This is a genomic window from Hydrogenophaga bisanensis (assembly GCF_042665135.1).
GTDB classification, from domain to species: Bacteria; Pseudomonadota; Gammaproteobacteria; order Burkholderiales; family Burkholderiaceae_C; genus Hydrogenophaga; species Hydrogenophaga bisanensis.
Genome location: NZ_JBHTBX010000020.1, coordinates 22504 through 40254, shown reverse-complemented (window position 1 = coordinate 40254; position 17751 = coordinate 22504). Strand labels below are relative to the sequence as shown.

The following is a 17751-nucleotide window of genomic DNA, read 5'->3' as shown; positions in this document are numbered from 1 at the left end:
TGCTGGTCGGTCCAACCAACAACGGCAAGTCGATGATCGTCGAGAAGTTCCGCCGCGCCCACCCGGCCAGCTCCGACGCCGACCAGGAGCACATCCCGGTATTGGTCGTGCAGATGCCGTCCGAGCCGTCGGTGATCCGCTTCTACGTCGCGCTGCTCGCGGCGATGGGTGCACCATTGCGACCGCGCCCACGGCTGCCGGAAATGGAGCAACTGGCGCTGGCACTGCTGCGAAAGGTCGGTGTGCGCATGCTGGTGATCGACGAGCTGCACAACGTCCTGGCCGGCAACAGCGTCAACCGCCGGGAATTCCTCAACCTGCTGCGCTTTCTCGGCAACGAGCTGCGCATCCCGCTGGTTGGGGTCGGCACGCGCGACGCCTACCTGGCGATCCGCTCGGATGACCAGTTGGAAAATCGGTTCGAGCCGATGATGCTGCCGGTGTGGGAGGCCAACGACGATTGCTGCTCACTGCTGGCCAGCTTCGCCGCTTCGCTTCCATTGCGGCGACCCTCGTCGATTGCCACGCTGGACATGGCTCGCTACCTGCTCACACGCAGCGAGGGCACTATCGGCGAACTGGCGCACTTGCTGATGGCGGCGGCCATCGTCGCCGTGGAGAGCGGCGAGGAAGCGATCAACCACCGCACGCTCAGCATGGCCGATTACACCGGCCCCAGCGAGCGGCGACGACAGTTCGAGCGGGAACTGATGTGAAGCCTGCGCCGCGCTGGCCGCTGCATCCCGCCCCGAAAGAAGGCGAGGCGCTGTCCTCATGGCTCAACCGCGTGGCCCTTTGCTATCACATGGAAGTGTCCGAGCTGCTGGAGCACGATCTTGGTCACGGCCAGGTTGATGACCTGGACACCGCGCCACCACTGGCGCTGCTGGCGATGCTCTCCCAGCGGAGCGGTATCGAGCTGGATCGGCTGCGCTGCATGAGTTTCGCTGGCTGGGTGCCTTGGCTACTGGACGGCCTTGATGATCAGATTCCAGCCGCATTGGAAACCTATGCGTTCCAGCTCTCGGTACTGCTGCCGAGATTCCGCCGTAAGACGCGATCCATCACGAGCTGGCGTGCCTGGCTGCCCAGCCAGCCGATAAACCGCGCCTGTCCGCTCTGCCTGAACGATCCGGAGAACCAAGCCGTACTGCTCGCGTGGAAGCTGCCCCTGATGCTGAGTTGCCCGCTGCATGGCTGCTGGCTGGAATCCTATTGGGGCGTGCCAGGGCGGTTTATCGGCTGGGAGAACGCCGACGCCGAACCGCGCACCGCCAGCGACGCGATTGCGGCGATGGACCAGCGTACCTGGCAGGCACTGACAACCGGTCACGTGGAGCTGCCGCGCCGAAGCATCCACGCCGGATTGTGGTTTCGGCTGCTACGCACGCTGCTCGATGAGCTGAACACCCCGCTTTCCGCGTGCGGAACCTGCGCAGGGTATCTCCGCCAAGTCTGGGAAGGCTGCGGGCATCCGCTGCGTGCTGGGCAAAGTCTGTGGCGACCGTATGAAACCCTGAACCCGGCAGTACGATTGCAGATGCTGGAGGCGGCGGCAACGGCAATCAGCTTGATTGAGGCGAGGGACATAAGCCCGCCAGGCGAGCAGGCAAAGCTATTCTGGTCCGAGCCGCAAACCGGGTTCACCAGTGGCCTGCCGACGAAAGCGCCGAAGCCCGAACCCATCAATCACTGGCAGCGTGCAGTCCAGGCCATCGACGAGGCCATCATTGAAGCGCGGCACAACCCCGAGACGGCACGCTCGCTGTTCGCGTTGGCTTCCTATGGTCGGCGCGACCCAGCTTCCCTGGAACAGTTGCGCGCCACCTTCGCGGAGGAAGGCATCCCCCCGGAATTTCTGTCACATTATGAGCCTGATGGACCCTTTGCATGTCTTAGACAGAATGACGGGTTAAGTGACAAATTTTGACGGCCAGCGCTTTCCGGCGCACACTGTCACATAATCGAACGTATATGTGACAGGTGTGACATGCTGATCGGCTACATGCGGGTATCGAAGGCGGACGGTTCCCAAGCGACTGACTTGCAGCGCGATGCGCTGGTCGCCGCTGGCGTCGATCCGGCGCATCTTTATGAAGACCAGGCGTCTGGCAAACGCGAGGACCGGCCCGGCTTGGCGGCCTGCCTGAAGGCGCTCCGACCGGGCGACACTCTGGTCGTCTGGAAACTCGACCGCCTTGGGCGCGATCTGCGCCACCTGATCAATGCCGTGCACGACCTGACCGGTCGCGGCATCGGACTCAAGGTGCTGACCGGCCACGGCGCGGCGATCGATACCACGACTGCCGCCGGCAAGCTGGTCTTTGGCATCTTCGCCGCGCTGGCCGAGTTCGAGCGCGAGTTGATCGCCGAGCGCACGATTGCCGGTCTGGCATCGGCGCGGGCGCGTGGCCGAAAAGGTGGCCGCCCGTTCAAGATGACCGCCGCCAAACTACGCCTGGCGATGGCCGCAATGGGGCAGCCCGAAACCAAGGTCAGCGACCTGTGCCAGGAACTCGACATTACACGGCAGACCCTGTACCGGCACATATCGCCAAAGGGCGAGCTACGCCCCGATGGAGCGAAGCTGCTCAATCGTGCCTAAGGAAATTTGGCAAACCCGTTTTTTGAGACACCCCTACCTGGCCTCATACCAGGATTGGGATGCATTTGCTACACGCACCACCAGCAGCATCACCGGCACCTCGATCAGCACCCCGACTACAGTGGCCAGTGCTGCGCCGGAGTGGAATCCGAACAGGCTGATCGCAGCGGCGACGGCCAGCTCGAAGAAATTGGATGCACCAATCAAGGCCGAAGGGCAGGCGACGTTGTGCTTTTCGCCAACCAGGCGGTTTAGCCAGTAGGCCAAGGCCGAGTTGAAGAGCACCTGTTGGGCAGCACGCCGCCCAAGATCACAGTCCAGCGGAGCAAACGCGCCGGCGGTGCGCCACTGCGGGTGTACCGGTTGGCCGCAGAGTAATGCGGGAGATTATTTCGCTGATTTCGCCGACTGCTCTACGATCTTAAACCGTCAAGGTCGCCTAGAACAGACGGTCGTCAAAGCGCCTTTCCCCAAGACGCACAAGTAAGAGAGTAAGGTTGCCGAACCACTTGAACTGTGGAGTGTGTGATGCCGAAGCGTTCGTGCAATGTCTCCGCGATGTTTTGAAAAAATGCGTCATCTGCTGACCCATCGGGCATCACCAAGTGTGCCGTCATTGCCGCCTGTTTTGTGTCCAGCCCCCAAATGTGTAGGTCGTGAACAAACTGTACACCCGGCAATCCTGCCAGGTAGTCGTGCACAGCCTGCGCATCGATATCGTCGGGCACCCCATCAAAAAGTAGGTGTAAAGACTGCTTGAACAGGCCCCAGGTACCCCAGACGATAATGGCCGCGATGAGCAGACTGACCACGGGGTCCAGCCAGGGCCATCCCATCCACAGTGTGAGTGCTCCAGCCACCACCACTCCGGCAGATACCAGCGCATCAGCCGCCATGTGCAGGAAAGCCCCCCGGATGTTCAGGTCGGTATCGCGACCGCGCATGAACAGCAGGGCTGTTGCGGCATTGATGAGGATGCCTACACCTGCAACCGCCATGATCGTCGCTCCTTCATGACCATTCGCCTCTTCCGGTGACATAAGGCGTCCGACCGCTTCCCAGCCGAGCGCACCCATAGCCACAAGTAGGAGCAATGCATTGGCAAATGCCGCGAGGATGCTGCCCTTCTTCCAGCCGTAAGTGTGACGCAGATTTGCCTGCAGTTTGCCAGCCAGCGCGCCACCCCACGCGAGTACCAAACCTGCCACATCGCTCAGATTGTGACCGGCGTCCGCCAGCAAGGCCAACGAGTCGATCTTCCAGCCATAGAATGCTTCGATTCCGACAAAGGACAGATTCAGCGCAATGCCGACAGCAAAGGCCTTGTCGAAACTGGCGGGCGTGTGGCTATGGTCGTGTTCGGCGCTCATTCAGCGAACCCCTTCTGGGCTTCGCAATGCCTCACTCAATTGATCTGCTAGTTCAGACCAGTTCGAGTCCTGCTCCAGCGCTTCGCGCAAAAAGCTGGCCTGTGCGGGCGTCCAAAACGGCGCATTGGGTAGCTCGATGTCCGGAGCCACTGGCCTGTGCTCCGCCAGGAATTGGTGAATTTCATGCGGCTGGTTGGGAAGTCCCAACTGGACGAACAGATCATGAAAACGGTGAATGGCAAACTCCATGCTCAACTCCTTACGCCCGACGCATGACACCCGCGAGGTCGGTGCCCGGTGTCACCGTGTTAAACACCGTTCCGTACTTCTTCACGTTGTCGTGCAACAGGTCAATACGTCGATCGGATTCATCGGTGTCCACAACGATTTCGTATCGGATGCTCTCCATTTTGGGTGGCACATCCTGGCGCACGCCGTCCACGATCACCTGCACACCGCGCAACTCAAACTTGAGGATGGGTACCACGCGCTCGATGCCCTTGATCATGCAGGCCGACAGCGCGGCCAGCAGCAGCTCGGCAGGGTTGAAGGCATGGGGATTGCCTCCCATGTCGGTGTCGAGTGTGATGCTCGCCAATTTGCAGGTGGACTCGCTGCGATGGGCATCGATTCGGCGTGATTCGACATGAAAACGCATCTTGACCGGGGTGTCGCTCATTCAACTACTCCTTGGTAGGCGATGGAGCGCAGCAACCCGTCGACGAGGCTGCCGGTGCCGTGCTGCCACAGAAGGTGCTGGCCGCAGATACTGGCTCGGCAGCCTCACCGCCACAGCACGAAGAAGTGGCCGTAGCTGCAGGTGCCTCGTAACGCTGGCCGATGACCGCGAAGCCCTTGCGCATCCACTTGAGCAGCCCCCCCTCCATGTTGCTCACGCGAGTGAAACCCTGGAACTGCAGGTAGTACGTGGCCTTGAGGCTGCGCTCGCCACTCTCGCAGACCAGCACGAGCTCGCGATCCTTGGGCAGTTCGCCCCAGCGCTGTTCCATCTCGAACAGTGGAATGTTCACGATGGCGGGTACATCGAAGGCGAGACTTGCCACTTCAGTTCGCTCGCGCACGTCTACCAACAAGGCACCTTCTCTCACCAAGCGCTGAGTGGTGGTTGGACAGACCTGCTTGGCTTCTCCCAGCGTCTGATGGTCAATCATCTTGCGCTCCTTCAAGCTGTTAGCCATTGTTCGATCTTTTCGCGGCCGGGCACGCCACCAGCGTGCACCACCTTGCCGTCGATCACGACGCCCGGTGTCGACATGACGCCGTAGCCCATAATGTCGCGCAGCTCTTCCACCTTCTCCAACTTGACCTCAACACCCTTGGCTTTCGCCACCTGGTCGATTAGCGCAATGGTGCTCTTACAGTTGGCACAGCCAGTGCCGAGAACTTTGATCTCTTTCATCTCAATCTCCTCACAAAACCCAGTTGAAGACAAACCCCACGATCATGATGCCGGTCGCAACCACACCAATGAAAGTGGCGATCAGCCTGACTTTCAAAACCTTGCGCAAGATGACCATCTCGGGCAGCGACAACGCGATCACGCTCATCATGAAAGCCAGCACTGTGCCCAGCGCCGCGCCTTTTGCCAGCAGGGCCTGCACGATGGGAATGACACCCGCTGCATTGGTGTACATGGGCACACCGATCAGAACCGCCAGCGGCACTGACCACCAGGCATCCTTACCCATGAAACTGGCCATGAAATCCTCTGGCACCCAACCGTGGATGCCAGCGCCGATGGCGATACCGGCCAAGATGTAGGGCCAGACCTTGCCCACGATGTCGCGCACTGAGGCAAAACCCGCCTGCACCCGGTCGGCCAAGGTCGTCTCAGCGGCTTCAAATCCAGCCGACATTTTGGGCATGTCGCGCACCCAGTCTTCCAGGTGCGCCTCCATTTTGAGACGCCCAATGATCCAGCCCGCGACGACAGCTACCGACAGACCCAGACCAAGGTACAGCGCGGCGATCTTCCAGCCAAACAGGCTGAACAGCAGCGTCAGCGCTACCTCGTTAACCATGGGCGCGGAGATCAGGAACGAAAACGTTACGCCCAGCGGCACACCCGCCTGCACGAAGCCGATGAACAGCGGCACCGCCGAGCAGGAGCAGAACGGCGTTACGATGCCCAGGCTGGCCGCCATCATGTTGGCCACCCCTTCGCTTCGGCCGACCAGCAGCGCCCTTGTGCGTTCCGGCGTGAAGTAGCTGTTGACCATGCCCATGACGAACACCACACCGGTCAGCAGCAGCAAGACCTTGGGCGTGTCGTAGAAGAAAAACTGCAGCGCGCCGCCCAAATGGCTGTCACGCGCAACCGGCAGCGCAGCGACCAGCGCCTCCGAGGCGGGGATCAGCGATTGGTACAACCCCCACCAAAGCAGGGCTGCCACAACAAGGAACGCTGTTGGGTTGCGCTGGGTCCAGCGCATGGCGAGGGTAGTCATCGATCTTCTCCGTTGCGTTGTTCAGCGAGACGTCGGCTTATGCTGAACGATCTCCAGAGAAGACGAATGAATCGAAAAAAGGATTCAGGCTGAAGGGCGTGGTGTGTGGCAGCACACCTGCCCAGTGTCGTCGAATCTGACCTGACAGTTCACGATCAGACTGTCCCGGAGCCGCTTTCTGGCTCGCAGTAGGCGTGACTTCGCAGCGGCCAAGGTGAGCTGATTGGCCTCAGCGTATGCGCGTACAGTCTGCCCTTGAAGGTCACAGGCCGCAATGATGTGTCGATCTTCCGCTTCCAGCGCAGGAAGGTTGCGTTCCACGCATGCATCGAGTTCGTCGACCGGCACCCGCTCTGAGGTTGGGGAGGCGACGAGCGATTCGGCCAACTCATCCGTTAACTCGGCGTTGGGCTTGGCCAAGCGGGTCGCATCGACCACAGCATTGCGAGCCACCTGGAACAGCCATGCCCTTGGGTTTTCCAATGAACAAAAGCCTTTGCCTTGACGCATGGCTTTGAGGAAGACCTCTTGCAGGAGGTCTTCGGCGGCATTGCGGTCCCGGGCACGAAGAATCAAAAAGGCAAGCAACTCCCGTTGGTGTGCCTCCCAGGCACGTAAGACGCACTCAAAAGAAGTGTTGCTGCCTGCCATTACTATCGGGCCTCGTACCAGGGTTTGGAGGCGTTCACCACGCGCACCACCAACAGCATCACCGGCACCTCAATCAGCACGCCGACCACGGTCGCCAGAGCCGCACCTGAGTGGAACCCGAACAGGCTGATTGCTGCCGCGACGGCCAGCTCGAAGAAGTTGGATGCGCCAATCAAGGCCGAAGGGCAAGCGACGTTGTGTTTCTCGCCGACCAAGCGGTTTAGCCAGTAGGCCAAGGCCGAGTTGAAGAACACCTGAATCAAGATGGGCACAGCCAGCAGTGCGATGACCAACGGCTGTTTCAGAATGGCCTCGCCTTGAAAGGCGAAAAGCAAGACGAGGGTCGCCAACAGGGCCGTGATCGACCACGGGCCGATTTTCGCCATCGTGGCCTCGAAGGCATCCGGGCCTTTGGCCAAAAGCTGCTTGCGCAAGAGCTGGGCCAAGATGACGGGAATCACGATGTACAGCACGACGGATGTGATCAACGTGTCCCAAGGCACTGTGATGGCCGAGATGCCCAGCAGGAAGCCAACCAGAGGCGCAAAGGCTATCACCATGATGCTGTCGTTCAGAGCGACTTGCGACAACGTGAACAGTGGATCGCCATTGGTCAGCCTGCTCCACACGAACACCATTGCCGTGCATGGTGCAGCGGCAAGTAGGATCAGCCCAGCGATGTAGCTGTCGAGCTGGTCAGCGGGGAGCATGGGCGCAAACAGGTTGCGAATGAAGAACCATCCGAGGAATGCCATCGAGAACGGCTTGACCAGCCAGTTGACGAACAGCGTGACCCCAATCCCCCGGACGTGTTGGCGCACTTCGTGAAGTGCGCCGAAGTCCACCTTGACCAGCATCGGGATGATCATCACCCAGATCAGCAGGCCCACCGGGAGATTCACCTGCGCGATCTCCATGCGGCCGATGGACTGGAACGCTGCCGGGAAAAATTGTCCGAGGGCAATGCCAATGACGATGCAGAGGAACACCCAGACGGTCAGATAGCGCTCAAAGACGCTCATCGGCAGACCTGCCGATTTTTTCAGTGTTGCTTCACATTGAGCTGGCAAAGCATTTCCCCCTGTTAAGCGTCACGCTGCTGCCCCAGCTCGCGGAGCTTGGTTTGCAGCGACATGCGGTCGATTTTTTCGATAGGCAGGCTCATGAAAAGCCGGATGCGATTGGCGATCTGGAACTGCGCGTTTGAGAACGCCTTGAGCTGCTTTTCCCGGTTGCCTTCGATCTTGGTGGGGTCGGCAAATCCCCAGTGCGCTGTGATGGGTTGGCCGGGCCACGCCGGGCAGGCTTCGCCCGCTGCCTGATCGCACACGGTCATGATGAAGTCCATCTGCGGGGCATCCGGCTCGGCGAACTCCGTCCAGCTCTTGCTGCGCAGGCCGCCCAAGTCGTAGCACTGCTCCGACAGCACTTCCAAGGTCATCGGATGAACCTCACCGCGAGGATGGCTTCCCGCGCTGTACGCCTTGAAGCGCTCCCGCCCAAGGTGGTTCATGATGACTTCCGCCTTGATGCTGCGGGCAGAGTTCCCGGTGCAGATGAACAGCACGTTGTAGATTTTGTTTTCCATGTCAGGCTTCCTCGGTGATGGGGTTTGCCAAGTCACGCAGCCGATCCACGCCGACTGGCTCGTGCTTCAAGAGCGGCACGACCGCAAAACGCTTGGCATGATGTGTCGCCACCGAGTCGATCTCTCGAAGCTCGTTCTGCGCGCGCTGACGCAGCAGCAAAGAGTCCGGGCGCGTGGCCGCGACGCTGTTGTTGACGATCCATGCCCATGGCTCGATGCCAGCTCGGCGCAGATCGGATTGCAGGTTGGCGGCTTCCAAAACAGGGGTGGTTTCGGCCAGCGTGGCGATGAGAACCTTGGTTTGCTTCGGGTCTTGCAACTGCATCATCGGTGTCGTGTAGTGCATGCCCGTGTTGCCCATCTGCCGGGTCACTTCCCGGTGATACGCGCCCGTGGCATCCAGCAGCAGCAGCGTGTGCCCGGTGGGCGCGGTATCCATCACCACGAACTTCTTGCCAGCCTCCCGAATGATGCGAGAGAAGGCCTGAAAGACCGCGATCTCCTCGGTGCAGGGGGAGCGCAAGTCCTCTTCCAGTAGTGCGCGCCCTTCGGCATCGAGCTGGGCACCCTTGGTATCCAGTACGTGCTTGCGATAGCGCTCCGTTTCCTCGTGAGGATCAATGCGGCTGACGGTCAGGCTAGACAGAGAGCCTTCCAGCGTCTCTGACAGATGAGCGGCCGGATCGGAGGTTGTCAGATGGACGGGCAATCCTCGGTGAGCCAGCTCCACGGCGACGGCGGCCGCCAAGGTGGTTTTGCCGACACCACCCTTGCCCATGAGCATGACCAAGCCATGCCCATCTACAGCAATCTCATCAACCAAGGAGGATAGGCTGGGTGCGTCGAGCTGGGCAGGCAGTTCGATGGAGCTTGTGGCGCTCCCGCTGGTGGTGGCCACCAGCAAGTGACGCAAGGCGTCGAGTCCGACCAGGTTGAACGGTTTCAGGTCAATCTGATCCCGAGGCAGCGCCTTGAGCACGTCTGGCATGGCCGTAAGGGCTGTTTGCTCGCGTTGATGGATCGCGGCAGCCAGCTCATCGTGCGCGGCTTCCCTGGCTGGAAGAACGCCATTGACAACGAGGTACTGTTGAGACAGCCCGATGGCGGCCAGCTCTTCGTGTGTGCGAGCCACTTCCCGAAGGGTGGCGCGTTGAGCGCGGGCGACCAGAACCAAGCGGGTGCGCTGCGGATCGGCCAAGGCGTCAACGGCGGCCTTGTACTGGGTACGCTGCTTTTCCAGCCCGGCCAGAGGCCCGAGGCAGGACGCATCACCTTTGCCTTCTTCGAGGAAGCCGCTCCACGCACCGGGCAGTTGGAGCAGGCGGATCGTGTGGCCTGTGGGTGCCGTGTCGAAGATGATGTGTTCGTAGTCTGCGGTCAAGGTCGAGTCGATCAGCAGGGCCGTGAACTCATCAAAGGCCGCGATCTCGGTGGTACAAGCGCCTGAAAGCTGTTCCTCGATCCCGTTGACAACCGTCTCAGGTAGGACGCCCCGTACTGGGCCGACGATGCGATCTCGATAGGCCTGTGCTGCTGCCTGCGGGTCAATTTCGAGTGCCCAGAGGTTGGGCACGGCGGGGATCGCCGTGATGTGATTGCCGATGCTTTCCCCAAACACTTGCCCTACGTTCGATGCAGGGTCAGTGCTGACAAGCAGGACGCGCTTGCCTTCTGATGCGAGTTGTACCGCCGTAGCACAGGCGATGGAGGTCTTGCCGACCCCACCCTTGCCTGTGAAAAAAAGGTAGCGCGGAGGCTGATTGAGGAAGTGCATGGGCAATTCCTCCGTTCAGCAGCAGCGGCTGCCGGAGCAGCAAGCACCTTGGGATTGCGGCGCGCTCACGGCTGCGATGCCTGTCCAGCGGGCCAACTCGGTACGGTTGGGATAGCGACCGGCCAAGGCCACTTCGCCATCGACCAGAATCAGAGGAAGTGCATCTTGCCCCGAGCGCTCCAAGAACGCTTTGACAGTCGAGTTTTCTGCGAAGGCGAGCGGTTGCTGCGCCAGATTGAATCGTTCAACCTGCGCGCCGTTTTGTTTGGCCCAGTCCACATCGGCGGCGAAGCTCACGAGTGCCTGGTCAACTTCAACGCCACAGACGCCTGTGCTGCAACACAGAGCGGGGTCAAAAATCTGAATGGTTGCCATGATTATTCCTTCCAAAGTCATGCGTTGGGATACAGGGACTCAAGTGCCGCGCGCTGGTCGGGCTTGATGTTGACGACGGGGCGAATCGTCTTAGCCGTCGCCGCTGCTTCTTCGAGCGTGCTGCACAAGCCAAGCTCCAGCAGGACGCCTGCGGCCACGGTGCCAGTCCGGCCCTTGCCGCCGCCGCAATGGAAAGCCACTTTTTTGCCATCGCGGTAGGCCGACACGACCGCTTGTATGGCGTCTTGGAACAATGGCGCTTGTGGCTGCTCGGCGTTGTCGCCGAGCGGGATTTGCTGCCAAATCAGGGCGGGGTTGGATGCCGCGCAGCCTGTGGACTCTTCGCGCAGGTCCACCACCACGTCGATGTGTTCCACATCGGCGATTTGTTGAATGTCGCTGGCTCCGCCGAAGTAGATGCGGCCCGCGATCAGCTCGTGATATTGCTTTTGCATCGGTAGCTGGCCCCTCTCTCGGTTTCAGGCCAGCAACGTGCCGATGCGGTCAAGCTCTGCCTTGAGCTTGGCCTTGTCTTGCTGCAAGTCATCCAGCGGCAACGCGAGGAAAGCCTCGATGCGCGCTCGCAGAATGCGGTAGGCCGTCACGAAGGCCGCGTCGATTTCCTCATCGGTGCCGGTGGCGTGGGCTGGGTCTTCGACGCCCCAATGGGTACGCAGAACTGGCCCCAAGTAGGCCGGGCAGGTTTCGCCCGCAGCGCTGGAGCAGACCGTGATCACGATGTCAGGGGTAGTGGGCAGGTTGTCCCACGATTTGCTGTGGTAGCCCTCTGTCGAGATGCCTTCGCGTGCCAGCAGGGCCAGCGAGCGCGGGTGGACTTGGCCAGTGGGCTGGCTGCCTGCGCTCATGGCCTTCCACCCTGCCGGAGCAAGGTGATTGAAGGTGGCTTCACCAAGGATCGAGCGGCACGAATTGCCGGTGCAAAGAAACAGGACGTTCATCGTTCGGGAGTCTTTTGAGTTGAAGAAAGCGGCGGCAACACAGCGTCAGAGCACTTGGAGACAGCGCGCATGTCCGCGCACTGCTCCGGGTGGCCTGAGCAGCACTCTTCCGTCAGGTAGGCGATCAAGTCCAGCATCAGTGGGATGTTGGCCCGGTAACGCTGGAACCGCCCTTCCTGCTCGACAGTGAGCATCCCGGCCTGTGTCAATGCCTTGAGGTGGAAGGACAGGTTGGTCGGCGGGACATCGAGTGTTGAAGCGATCTCGCCCGCGACCATGCCTTCTGTGCCCCTGCGCACCAGAAGCCGGTACACATCCAGCCGAAGGCCGGATGACAGCGATTCAAAGATCGTGGTGGCTGTGTTCTTTTCCATGGTCCAACTATACAACAATAGTTGAAATAATGAAATCAAGTCTTGATGCCGATCCGTCAAACCGACGAAAAGGCGGCGATAGCATCAATAGGCTCTATGTGGGGATCGACTGCGGAGTAGGGGCACAAGCGGGTCGGCACCTCAAGTGCAACCAACTCCTGACATTCCGTGCAATCGTCTTCTGAAAATGACATCTGCACCAACCTCCGAGTGGCCGCAAAATTGTGCGGAAAACTCTGTCGCCAGACGCTACCATACGGAAACCTCGTCTTAATGGTTTTCCGCTTATGTTGGTAGGTTACATGCGCGTGTCGTCGGACTCCGACCGCCAGAGCACGAACTTGCAGCGCGATGCGCTGCTCGCCGTCGGCGTCGATGCGCGGCATCTGTTCGAGGATCATGCTTCCGGCGCGAAGGACGACCGCGCGGGCCTGGCGCGGGCGCTCGAATTCGTTCGCCCTGGCGACGTGTTGGTCGTGTGGAAGCTCGACCGGCTCGGCCGTTCGTTGTCGCACTTGCTCGCCATCGTGACCTCGCTCAAGAAAAAGCAGGTGGCGTTCCGCTCGCTGACGGAGAACCTGGATACCACGACGCCCTCGGGCGAGTTTCTGTTCCAGGTGTTCGGCGCGCTCGCGCAGTACGAACGCGCCTTGATCCAGGAACGTGTCGTCGCCGGTCTGGCTGCCGCCCGCAAACGCGGCCGGATCGGCGGCCGGCCGCAGGCGATCACCGGCGAGAAGCTGGAGGCCATCGTCGCTGCGCTCGATGGCGGCATGTCCAAGGCGGCGGTGTGCCGCAACTTCGGCGTCAAGCGAACCACGCTGATCGAGACCCTGGCACGGGTTGGTTGGACGGGCTCTCGTGGAGCGTCATCGCGATGACGACCAAGAGCGAACGATTGACCGTCCTGTCGGACGCCGAGCAGGAAGCCCTGTACGGCCTGCCGGACTTCGACGACGCCCAGCGGCTGGAATACTTGGCGTTGACTGAAACCGAACTGGCGCTCGCCAGCAGCCGGCCTGGTCTCCATGCCCAGGTCTATTGCATCTTGCAGATCGGTTACTTCAAGGCCAAGCATGCCTTCTTCCGCTTCGACTGGAGTGAGGTCGAGCACGATTGCGCCTTCGTGCTGAGCCGCTACTTCCACGGCGAGTCCTTCGAGCACAAGCCAATCTCCAAGCACGAGCACTACACCCAGCGCGAGTGGATTGCCGATCTGTTCGGCTACCGGCCGTGGGCGGCCGAGTTCCTGGCGCAGCTCGCGCAGCAGGCCGCGCAGACCGTGCGGCGCGACGTGATGCCGGGGTTCATCGCCGCCGAGCTGATCGTCTGGCTAAACGAGCACAAGATCATCCGGCCCGGCTATACCACCCTGCAAGAGCTGGTGAGCGAAGCCCTGTCCGCCGAGCGTCGGCGGCTGGCTGGCCTGCTGTCGGAAGTGTTGGACGAATCGGCCAAGGCCGCGCTGGGTCGGCTTCTAGTGCGTGACGACACCCTGTCGCAATTGGCGGCGCTCAAGCAGGACGCCAAGGACTTTGGCTGGCGTCAGATGGCCCGCGAACGCGAAAAGCGCGCCACGCTGGAGCCGCTGCACCGGATCGCCAAGGCGCTGCTGCCCAAGCTCGGCGTCTCGCAGCAGAATCTGCTGTACTACGCCAGCCTGGCGAACTTCTACACCGTCCACGATCTACGCAACCTGAAGGCCGATCAGACCTACCTCTACCTGCTTTGCTATGCCTGGGTGCGCTACCGGCAGCTTTCCGACAACCTGGTCGATGCGATGGCCTACCACATGAAGCAGTTGGAGGACGAAAGCAGTGCGGGCGCAAAGCAATCCTTTGTCGCCGAGCAGGTGCGCCGTCAGCAAGACACACCGCAGGTCGGCCGCCTGCTGTCGCTTTACATCGACGACAGCGTGCCCGATCCCACGCCGTTCGGCGATGTGCGCCAGCGCGCCTACAAAATCATGCCCCGCGATACGCTGCAAACCACCGCGCAGCGCATGAGCGTGAAGCCGGTGAGCAAGCTGGCTTTGCACTGGCAGGCGGTGGACGGCCTGGCTGAGCGCATCCGCCGCCATCTTCGGCCGCTGTATGTCGCGCTCGACCTCGCTGGCACTGATCCGGGCAGCCCGTGGCTCGTGGCGCTGGCCTGGGCCAAGGACGTGTTCGCCAAACAGCAGCGCCTATCGCAACGGCCGCTCGCCGAATGTCCAGCGGCCACGCTGCCGAAACGCTTGCGACCGTACCTGCTGACCTTCGATGCCGATGGCAAGCCGACGGACCTGCATGCCGACCGCTACGAGTTCTGGCTGTACCGCCAGGTCAGGAAGCGCTTCCAGTCGGGTGAACTCTACCTCGACGACAGCTTGCAGCACCGGCATTTTTCCGACGAGCTGGTTTCGCTGGATGAGAAGGCCGCCGTGCTGGCGCAGATCGACATCCCGTTCCTGCGGCAGCCACTCGATGCCCAGCTCGATGCGCTCGCGACCGAGCTGCGCGCTCAGTGGCTGGCCTTCAACCGCGAGCTGAAGCAGGGCAAGCTGACGCACCTAGAATACGACAAGGACACGCAGAAGCTGACATGGCGCAAGCCCAAGGGCGAGAACCAGAAGGCGCGCGAGAAGGCGTTCTACGAGCAACTGCCGTTCTGCGACGTGGCCGACGTGTTCCGCTTCGTCAACGGCCAGTGCCAGTTCCTGTCGGCGCTGACGCCTTTGCAGCCGCGCTATGCGAAGAAGGTCGCCGACGCCGACAGCCTGATGGCGGTCATCATCGCGCAGGCGATGAACCACGGCAACCAGGTCATGGCACGCACCAGCGACATCCCGTACCACGTGCTGGAGAGCGCCTACCAACAGTACCTGCGCCACGCAACGCTGCACGCGGCCAACGACTGCATCAGCAACGCCATCGCCGCGCTGCCGATCTTCCCGTACTACTCGTTCGACCTCGATGCACTGTACGGTGCCGTCGATGGTCAGAAATTCGGCGTCGAGCGGCCGACCGTGAAAGCGCGCCACTCGCGCAAATACTTTGGGCGCGGCAAGGGCGTGGTCGCCTACACGCTGCTGTGCAACCACGTGCCGCTCAACGGCTACCTGATCGGCGCGCACGATTACGAGGCCCATCACGTGTTCGACATCTGGTATCGCAACACGTCGGACATCGTGCCGACCGCGATCACCGGCGACATGCACAGCGTCAACAAGGCCAACTTCGCTATCCTGCACTGGTTCGGCCTGCGTTTCGAGCCGCGCTTCACCGACCTTGGCGATCAGTTGAAGGAACTCTACAGTGCCGACGATCCGGCGCTGTACGATCAGTGCCTGATCCGGCCGGCCGGGAGAATCGACCGCGATCTCATAGTCAGCGAGAAGCCGAACCTCGACCAGATTGTCGCCACGCTCGGACTGAAGGAGATGACGCAGGGCACGCTGATCCGCAAGCTATGCACCTACACCGCGCCGAACCCCACGCGGCGCGCGGTGTTCGAGTTCGACAAGCTCATCCGCAGCATCTACACGCTGCGCTACCTGCGCGATCCGCAACTGGAGCGCAACGTTCACCGCTCACAGAACCGCATCGAGTCCTATCACCAGCTACGCTCAACCATCGCCCAGGTCGGCGGCAAGAAGGAATTGACCGGGCGCACCGACATCGAAATTGAGATCAGCAACCAGTGCGCCAGGCTGATCGCCAACGCGGTCATCTTCTACAACTCGGCCATCCTCTCGCGGCTGCTGATGAAGTACGAGGCGAGCGGCAACGCCAAGGCGCACGCTCTCCTGACCCAGATATCGCCGGCGGCCTGGCGGCACATCCTGCTGAACGGGCATTACACCTTCCAGAGCGACGGCAAGATGATCGACCTGGATGCGCTCGTGGCGGGGCTGGAGCTGGGATGACGGAAATTTCGGCGGTTCTGGCTTAGAACCCCTGAAAGCAGACTCTATTCTGACGGCGCAGCGTGGCCATTCCTGACATCCAGTTAGGGTATGCCTCAATCTGACGGTAGCGAGTCGCAGGCGTTCGGATCGGCATCGGTTTCGTTCCCTGTCTTGGCACGCGCTTCGAAGCGTTGATAACACTCCAACCCGCAGAAGTGCTCGACGTATTCCGCGCCTTCCGGGGTGAAGGCGGCATCGAGCGGGATTTCCTTGCAGCACACGCAGCAACTGGTGGTGGTCGAGTCACTTGCATTCATGGTGGCACCCCTCCATTGACTGACGAAGACGGCGAATGCCGCCGCCGGCATTGGCTTCGCGAACAGGAAGCCTTGTCCTGTGTCGCAGTCCGCTTGTCGCAATAGATCAAGACTCGCCGATGTTTCCACGCCTTCAGCCACCACATCCATGCCCAGCCCGTGCGCAAGCTGAATCACGGTGTGCACGATGGTTTGGTCGCGGCGGTCGTTGGCGAGCCCGGCGACAAACGATTGGTCGATCTTGAGCGTGCTGATTGGGCAGCACTTCAGATGTTGCAGACAGGAATACCCCGTCCCGAAGTCATCGGCGGCGAAGCGCACACCGATCTGCCGCAAGGCGTCCAGGGCGGGGAAGATCGCCGGATCACCAAACGCGACCGATTCGGTCAGCTCGATTTCGAGATACTCGGCGGGCAACTCGGCATCAGCCAGCACGCCCTTTACCCACCCGTCGAAGTCCGGTCCCACTTGGCTCGCCGAAACATTGACGGCCAGCCGGAACGGTCGCCATGCCAGCATTCGCCAGTCACGCATCTGGCGGCAGGCTTCGCCCAGCACCCAAGCGCCGATTTCAGGCATCAGGCCGGACGATTCGACCACGGGCAGGAACTGGCCCGGTGGCAATAGTCCAAGCGTCGGATGACGCCAGCGCAACAGGGCTTCCGCGCCGACAATCCCACCACTGCGCAGATCGACGACGGGCTGGTAGTGCAGTTCAAGCTGCCCGCGCTCGACCGCTTGGGCCAGTTCCGGCGTCGTCCATCCATCCGGCCGGAAAGCGCTCATTCTCTTTCCCTGAATGCCCGCAACGCCCGCGACAGGGACAGAAGGAACAGGCCGGTCAAACCGAGCGCCGCGATGACCCAATGCTCGCCGAGGAAAGCACCGGCGGTTGTGCCGGCCAGCACGACAGCGAGGATGGGCAGGTGGCAGGGGCAAGTCAGCACAGCCAGTCCGCCCCACAGGTAGCCGGTGATCGGTTTGTGCGTCTCGGACGGCAAGCGCTCGGGGTTGTTCATGGCAGACTCTCCGCGTGCTGTGCCGGCTCGGTCGGCAGGGTGGCCAACTGCACTTCCAGATCGGCCAACGCTTCGCGCCGACGCTCGACGAACTGACGCAGCAGGGCAAGCTGCGCGGCCGCTTCGTCGCCGTCCGCCGCATCCAGCGCCCGGCACAGCCGCGCCAGCGCGTCGAGGCCGATGCCCGCCTCGAAGGCCGCCCGCACGAAGCACAGCCGTTGCAAGGCGGCGTCATCGAACAAGCCGTAGCCGCCTGGTGTGCACGCCACCGGGCGCAGCAATCCGCGCAGCAGGTAGTCGCGCACGATATGCACGCTCACCCCGGCATCAAGAGCCAGCCGGGACACCGTGTAGGCGTTCAT

The 17751-nt window shown here is 61.5% G+C and carries 22 protein-coding genes and 1 pseudogene; 5 read left to right on the top strand and 18 right to left on the bottom strand.

Translation table 11 applies throughout. From position 1 onward, the window contains the following. From ACFQNJ_RS18715 to ACFQNJ_RS18705, 3 genes are all read left to right on the top strand, one after another. The coding region (locus ACFQNJ_RS18715; RefSeq protein ID WP_382260222.1) for a TniB family NTP-binding protein at positions 1 to 716 on the top strand (716 nt) is incomplete at its 5' end. Continuing rightward, positions 713 to 1930 carry a TniQ family protein gene (locus ACFQNJ_RS18710; RefSeq protein ID WP_061287697.1) on the top strand — a complete coding sequence of 406 codons (1218 nt, stop codon included), beginning with the start codon at positions 713 to 715 and terminating at the stop codon, positions 1928 to 1930. The genes ACFQNJ_RS18715 and ACFQNJ_RS18710, both read left to right, overlap by 4 nt. 60 nt (positions 1931 to 1990) lie before the next feature. Continuing rightward, entirely contained in the window at positions 1991 to 2605 is a 615-nt protein-coding gene (locus tag ACFQNJ_RS18705; protein ID WP_011911466.1) for a recombinase family protein, read from the top strand. 33 nt (positions 2606 to 2638) lie between these two features. Here ACFQNJ_RS18705 and ACFQNJ_RS18700 read toward each other — a convergent pair. The 15 genes and pseudogenes from ACFQNJ_RS18700 to ACFQNJ_RS18630 all read right to left on the bottom strand — a co-directional run. Next, a pseudogene (locus ACFQNJ_RS18700) lies at positions 2639 to 2893 on the bottom strand (arsenic resistance protein); the annotation flags it as partial. A 167-nt stretch (positions 2894 to 3060) separates the two neighbouring features. Further along, positions 3061 to 3975, bottom strand: a complete 915-nt coding sequence (locus tag ACFQNJ_RS18695) for a cation diffusion facilitator family transporter (RefSeq protein WP_011911467.1) — start codon at positions 3973 to 3975, stop codon at positions 3061 to 3063. Continuing rightward, complete coding sequence (locus ACFQNJ_RS18690) at positions 3976 to 4224, bottom strand: DUF2789 domain-containing protein (protein ID WP_011911468.1); 249 nt, start codon at positions 4222 to 4224, stop codon at positions 3976 to 3978. 10 nt (positions 4225 to 4234) lie between these two features. Beyond that, the gene (locus tag ACFQNJ_RS18685; RefSeq protein ID WP_011911469.1) at positions 4235 to 4654 is read right to left on the bottom strand and encodes an OsmC family protein; all 420 of its coding nucleotides are present in this window, start codon (positions 4652 to 4654) and stop codon (positions 4235 to 4237) included. A gap of 4 nt (positions 4655 to 4658) precedes the next feature. Next, positions 4659 to 5147 carry a rhodanese-like domain-containing protein gene (locus ACFQNJ_RS18680; RefSeq protein WP_011911470.1) on the bottom strand — a complete coding sequence of 163 codons (489 nt, stop codon included), beginning with the start codon at positions 5145 to 5147 and terminating at the stop codon, positions 4659 to 4661. A gap of 11 nt (positions 5148 to 5158) precedes the next feature. Then, a complete protein-coding gene (locus ACFQNJ_RS18675) occupies positions 5159 to 5395 on the bottom strand; it encodes a thioredoxin family protein (RefSeq protein WP_011911471.1) in 237 nt (78 codons plus the stop codon). A 10-nt stretch (positions 5396 to 5405) separates the two neighbouring features. After that, complete coding sequence (locus ACFQNJ_RS18670; protein WP_011911472.1) at positions 5406 to 6443, bottom strand: permease; 1038 nt, start codon at positions 6441 to 6443, stop codon at positions 5406 to 5408. A gap of 84 nt (positions 6444 to 6527) precedes the next feature. Continuing rightward, entirely contained in the window at positions 6528 to 7094 is a 567-nt protein-coding gene (locus ACFQNJ_RS18665; protein WP_382260217.1) for a sigma-70 family RNA polymerase sigma factor, read from the bottom strand. Between the two features lie 2 nt (positions 7095 to 7096). Further along, the gene (gene arsB, locus ACFQNJ_RS18660) at positions 7097 to 8116 is read right to left on the bottom strand and encodes an ACR3 family arsenite efflux transporter (RefSeq protein WP_011911474.1); all 1020 of its coding nucleotides are present in this window, start codon (positions 8114 to 8116) and stop codon (positions 7097 to 7099) included. A 62-nt stretch (positions 8117 to 8178) separates the two neighbouring features. Further along, positions 8179 to 8682, bottom strand: a complete 504-nt coding sequence (locus ACFQNJ_RS18655; protein ID WP_382260214.1) for an arsenate reductase ArsC — start codon at positions 8680 to 8682, stop codon at positions 8179 to 8181. 1 nt (position 8683) lies between these two features. Beyond that, positions 8684 to 10456, bottom strand: a complete 1773-nt coding sequence (gene arsA, locus ACFQNJ_RS18650; protein ID WP_011911476.1) for an arsenical pump-driving ATPase — start codon at positions 10454 to 10456, stop codon at positions 8684 to 8686. Between the two features lie 15 nt (positions 10457 to 10471). Further along, entirely contained in the window at positions 10472 to 10831 is a 360-nt protein-coding gene (arsD, locus tag ACFQNJ_RS18645; RefSeq protein WP_011911477.1) for an arsenite efflux transporter metallochaperone ArsD, read from the bottom strand. Between the two features lie 17 nt (positions 10832 to 10848). Then, positions 10849 to 11286, bottom strand: coding sequence for a protein-tyrosine phosphatase family protein (locus ACFQNJ_RS18640; RefSeq protein ID WP_011911478.1), 438 nt, complete (start codon positions 11284 to 11286; stop codon positions 10849 to 10851). Between the two features lie 24 nt (positions 11287 to 11310). Further along, positions 11311 to 11790, bottom strand: coding sequence for an arsenate reductase ArsC (locus ACFQNJ_RS18635; protein WP_011911479.1), 480 nt, complete (start codon positions 11788 to 11790; stop codon positions 11311 to 11313). Continuing rightward, the gene (locus ACFQNJ_RS18630) at positions 11787 to 12164 is read right to left on the bottom strand and encodes an ArsR/SmtB family transcription factor (protein ID WP_041755225.1); all 378 of its coding nucleotides are present in this window, start codon (positions 12162 to 12164) and stop codon (positions 11787 to 11789) included. Before ACFQNJ_RS18630 ends, ACFQNJ_RS18635 begins: the two co-directional genes overlap by 4 nt. 302 nt (positions 12165 to 12466) lie before the next feature. Between ACFQNJ_RS18630 and ACFQNJ_RS18625 the strand changes: the two genes are divergently transcribed. After that, a complete protein-coding gene (locus tag ACFQNJ_RS18625) occupies positions 12467 to 13045 on the top strand; it encodes a recombinase family protein (protein WP_012077403.1) in 579 nt (192 codons plus the stop codon). After that, a complete protein-coding gene (locus ACFQNJ_RS18620) occupies positions 13042 to 16071 on the top strand; it encodes a Tn3 family transposase (protein WP_012077404.1) in 3030 nt (1009 codons plus the stop codon). The genes ACFQNJ_RS18625 and ACFQNJ_RS18620 overlap by 4 nt, the downstream gene beginning before the upstream one ends. Before the next feature lie 95 nt (positions 16072 to 16166). Here ACFQNJ_RS18620 and ACFQNJ_RS18615 read toward each other — a convergent pair whose 3' ends face one another. Genes ACFQNJ_RS18615 through merD form a run of 3 tightly spaced genes read right to left on the bottom strand, consistent with a single transcriptional unit; the run spans position 16167 to position 17751 of the window. Beyond that, positions 16167 to 17156 (bottom strand): DUF3330 domain-containing protein, encoded by a 990-nt coding sequence (locus ACFQNJ_RS18615; protein ID WP_003132006.1) that lies wholly within the window; start codon positions 17154 to 17156, stop codon positions 16167 to 16169. Further along, positions 17153 to 17389 (bottom strand): broad-spectrum mercury transporter MerE, encoded by a 237-nt coding sequence (gene merE / locus ACFQNJ_RS18610; protein WP_003132004.1) that lies wholly within the window; start codon positions 17387 to 17389, stop codon positions 17153 to 17155. Before merE ends, ACFQNJ_RS18615 begins: the two co-directional genes overlap by 4 nt. Then, positions 17386 to 17751, bottom strand: a complete 366-nt coding sequence (gene merD, locus ACFQNJ_RS18605) for a mercury resistance co-regulator MerD (protein ID WP_000995360.1) — start codon at positions 17749 to 17751, stop codon at positions 17386 to 17388. Before merD ends, merE begins: the two co-directional genes overlap by 4 nt.